The sequence below is a fragment of the Caulobacter sp. B11 genome (assembly GCF_002737765.1).
Taxonomy (GTDB): Bacteria; Pseudomonadota; Alphaproteobacteria; order Caulobacterales; family Caulobacteraceae; genus Caulobacter.
This window is the reverse complement of record NZ_PEGG01000253.1, coordinates 1-3,836: the sequence shown is the minus strand read 5'-3', so window position 1 is coordinate 3,836 and position 3,836 is coordinate 1. Positions and strand designations below refer to the sequence as shown.

General features: G+C 66.4%; 5 protein-coding genes and 1 pseudogene. 3 read left to right on the top strand and 3 right to left on the bottom strand.

Features of this window, described 5'->3' with window-relative positions; translation table 11 throughout:
• From CSW58_RS10470 to CSW58_RS15290, 3 genes are all read right to left on the bottom strand, one after another.
• Positions 1-221: TetR/AcrR family transcriptional regulator (locus CSW58_RS10470; protein ID WP_236627774.1), on the bottom strand; the 221-nt coding region annotated here is incomplete at its 3' end.
• A gap of 363 nt (positions 222-584) precedes the next feature.
• On the bottom strand, positions 585-980 hold the full coding sequence (locus CSW58_RS10465; RefSeq protein WP_099447246.1) for a CopG family transcriptional regulator: 396 nt from the start codon (positions 978-980) through the stop codon (positions 585-587).
• A gap of 32 nt (positions 981-1,012) precedes the next feature.
• Positions 1,013-1,468, bottom strand: coding sequence for a type IV secretory system conjugative DNA transfer family protein (locus CSW58_RS15290; protein WP_099447245.1), 456 nt, complete (start codon positions 1,466-1,468; stop codon positions 1,013-1,015).
• 615 nt (positions 1,469-2,083) lie between these two features.
• Here CSW58_RS15290 and CSW58_RS10455 point away from each other — a divergent pair.
• From CSW58_RS10455 to CSW58_RS10445, 3 genes and pseudogenes are all read left to right on the top strand, one after another.
• On the top strand, positions 2,084-2,464 hold the full coding sequence (locus CSW58_RS10455) for a hypothetical protein (protein ID WP_143755169.1): 381 nt from the start codon (positions 2,084-2,086) through the stop codon (positions 2,462-2,464).
• Between the two features lie 139 nt (positions 2,465-2,603).
• Complete coding sequence (locus CSW58_RS10450; RefSeq protein ID WP_099447243.1) at positions 2,604-3,035, top strand: hypothetical protein; 432 nt, start codon at positions 2,604-2,606, stop codon at positions 3,033-3,035.
• 507 nt (positions 3,036-3,542) lie between these two features.
• Positions 3,543-3,836: pseudogene (locus CSW58_RS10445) on the top strand (helix-turn-helix transcriptional regulator); the annotation flags it as partial.

Here is a 3,836-nt window from a genome sequence, read left to right as displayed (position 1 = left end):
TGCTCAAGCGCTAGCAAGGGCGACAAGCCTCTTGCCTCGGCTTGATCCAGTCGTTGGGTGAGTTGGTCAGCCGTCCAGACCATAACCGCGTCCCAGACTGCGTCCTTGGTCGGGAAGTGGCGGAACAGCGCCCCTTGGGTCAGCTGCATTCGTTCGGCGATCTGGCCCGTCGTGATTTCGGCGGGATTACGCGTCGCGGCAAGTTCAACGACCGCTTCCACAGTCACTTCACGGCGTTGCGCGGCGGGGAGATTTTGACGAGCCATTGCAACCCCATATACAAAAGATAGTGATCAGTCACTACCTTTCAATCATCGGGGCAGGCGCAACGAAGTCCTATCGATTGCTCGTACGGTGCTGAGATCAATCGACGCTCTCAAAAAATAGGCCCGCGGATCCCCTCGGCACAGCACCGCCTCACTATGCAGCGTGGGCGTTCCACCTTCAGGGCGGGTCAGGTCGCCACGGCCGTCGATTCCCGCTTCCGATATGCCCGGCGCTCTCAAAGTCTGAGTTCCAAGCAGGGAGACTGGCTACGACCGTTGAGTTGCCGCCGAGCAGACCTTCTAGAAGGCCTATTTGAGTCACACCTCCCCGATGCCACTCTTCGCTTCATCGAGCACCTCGGCCCGCAGCAGCCGACCCGACGCAAGTCGCCGCGAAAGAGCTTCCAGGAACCCCGCGTAGCGTTCCTGCCCCTTTGCGTTCTGCGCTTTTTGGTCCCCACCCGACAAAATTGGCGTCGCCGTCAACCAGGCTTTGACCAACAAGGCGACCGCCTCGTTGGAAATCGTCACGTCCCGCTCAAGGCGCTCCAGCGACCGGCCAATGCGGTCGAGCCGCCTCACGACGGCGGCCTCGGCCGCCTCATCGCCGTCGGGCGAAAGATAGGCGGCGACCGCCGCCTGCATGATCTCGGACTTGGACCGCTTCATGCGCCGTGCGGCGGCGTCCAGGGCCAGCGAAAGATCGCGGGCCAAGAAGACCTTGGTTTGGACTTTCACAGCGCCGCTCACAGAGGAATGCCGTCGTCGGGGTCGAGGGCAGCTTGCCGGGCCGCGGCTCGGAACCGACGCGCTTGCTCGGCCTGCGCGGACTCGTCGTTGTCGACCTCCGGTTCTAGCGAGGTTCCCGGGGGGAGCGGTGGCGGCGCGGGTTCGACCGGAGCCTCGAACTCGGGCTCGATGCGATGGCCGCCTTCGTCGCCCGCCTCGCCCGAGGTAACGGGCGAACCGCTTCCAGCACTGATCACCGTAATCCACTCGGACGGCGCATCCGTGGCCACGGGTGAGAGCTTTGTCGGCGGCGGCGCCACCCGCCCAGCCAGCTCGCGGTCGACGTAGTATCGCACCTTGGTCGCCCGGATCGGCGGCACGCCGGATACTTGCACGAGGGCTTCGTCCGGCGGAAGCTGCATGACCTCACCAGGCGTGAGCAGGGGCCGCGCGGTTTCCTGACGGCTGACCATCAGGTGGCCGAGCCAGGGTGACAGCCGATGCTCGTCGGCGAGACCGGGGGTGCAAACGGAGGGGCGGCTTCGCGGGGACCCGGCTGCAGGGCGTTGCTGACCCACTGTCCGATCTTGCCCGCAGCGACCGAAGCTGGGCGGAAGCCGATCCGAAGTGCGCCAGGGGCAGAGCCCCAAGCCACGCGATCACCTCGGTGATCGCTCTTCGCAAAATGAAGCCTGCACAGGAGCCCGCGCGACGCGCGTGGCGGTAGGCGGCGTCGAGCGGCCGGCGGCAGGCCAAAAGCCTGCCCGCAGGCGTCGCGCCCGAGGGAGCGGCGAAAGCCGCGGGACCGAGCGTGACCGCCGGTCGCTCTCCTGTTCGGGTGAAGCCGGGCGCAAAAGCGCCCGGCGAGAACCTCCGGCGAAGCGTTTGCAAGGCTGCACCAGCCGCCCCGACGAGCGCCGCGGCCCAGATCCTCCCTACAGCATGCGCCGATTTGCCTTGAACCCGTCGCTCTGCCGGACGGCCAGCGAATTCGCGAGGCTCACGGATCGGAGGATTCGACTCCGGACCGCTGACGTGTTCTTAATATGTTCCCACTCTTTCCGCAGGCCCAACAGGCGATACGCGCGATGACCGACGACGTCGAACTCTATGGCGTGGCCTTCATGAGCCTCTATCACCACGACGGCCGGTTCGTGCGCGGCGGCGGTGTGTTCGCTTTTTCGCGACGCGATCTCGACGGTGGCCGCACCATCCTCCACTTGGAACCCGTCGCCGATATCAGCCGCCATGCCGACAGCGGCCACCCGCGTTGGGACTGGGCGATGTCGAATGGCATGAACGAACTGTTGGTGCATTTGGCGGGGTCGCAGCAGACGCCCGGCGAGCTGGCGCCCGGCGTCGGCTCGCCGTCGATCCGCTGGTGTCTGCATCCTGATGAGCGGGCGTCCGAGGACGAGGGTCTCGACGCGGTCGACGGGCTGGCGAATCCACGAACCCGACAGGCCTGAGCTACCCTTCACGATGGAAATCGCGCTGGCCCGAGCGGGTCGCGCTATACTGTCTTCCGCGACGCAGCGGCACCCTGATGGATCAGGTCGACCACGCAACCGATCGCGGCGTGAGGGCCGCCAAGCTTGAGGACGACCGATGGCGGAGCCCCCCTATGAACACCGCGCCTTACAGCGCCTGACCCTGGCCCTGGTCGAAAGCTGCTTTCGCAATTCGATCCTCGAGGACTGGCACGCCGGCCGCGAGGTGATCAGTCCGGCGGGCGACTTCAGCGACGTCAAGATCGTCAGCTCCGCCGGCGAGATCCCCTATCTGGAAGCCTCGCGGATTTCCGATCCGGAAATGAAGGCCCTTATGAAGCAGGTGGTCGATGCGGCCTTCACCTTCCTCAGCTACCCCGACCAGCCGATCCGCCTGGGCGGCGCGGCGCGCTGGGATAAACCCAAGCTGAACCCGAAGATGGTGGCGGGAATCCTGCGCCAGATGGCGATCCGCGACGGCGCCGATCCAGCCACGCTCTATGCGCAGACCGACAGGCCTGAAGGCTTCCCCAAGCCCAAGCAGCCTTAGGCGTAATCGGCTATCGGCCCGCCAGCCTGGGTCCAGGCCGCCTTGAGCACCGGCGTAAGCCGATCGGCATCGACGGCGGCCAGGCGCACGCGGGTGACGCCTCGTTTGCCGCGACCACCGGGCTCGGGCGATACCTCGCCGCCTCTCAGAAGCGCGTCTGGTCGGCCGGCGTCAACTTTGATCCACCGCCCAGCAGGCCTCCGGCCAGCCGAGCGTGGCGAAGACCTTGTCCTTGATGTGAAATTCCTGGGAGCCCCGCATCGGTCGCTCCTGGGCGCGGGGAAAACTCAAGGCAAGAGCGCGGAAGGCTTCAGGCGTCATGACTGTGGGCGGCAAAACGGCGCGGCGGCGCGGCGGCGCGGCGGCGCGGGGCCGTATTGAGGCCACGAGTCGGCTCGCCTCCAAAACCGCCGAACGCCTGTCTTTCCACGCTAGAGCCCACCTTGACCTTATTGATGCTTGTCCCGTGGGCGAGGCCTTGGACTATGGCCGCAAAGCGAGCCTGCCATGTCCCAAGATCTCGTGCCGCCGCCCCGCCCCGTGGGCGCCCTGCCCGCCACCCGCGCCATCCGTCGGCCAGAGTTGCGCAAGATCGTGCCGCTCGCCGACACGACCATCTATGAGATGGAGCGACGCGGAGAGTTTCCCCGCCGGTTTTTCGCTTACCCGGCGCTGCGTGGTCTGGGATCTCGGCGAGGTCGAAGCTTGGCTGACCGAACGCAAGCGCCCGCCGACACCACGGCGGCTCAACTGCCGAAGGTCCGGACGTTCGCACCCGGCGGTCGCGGCCGGTGCGAGGGG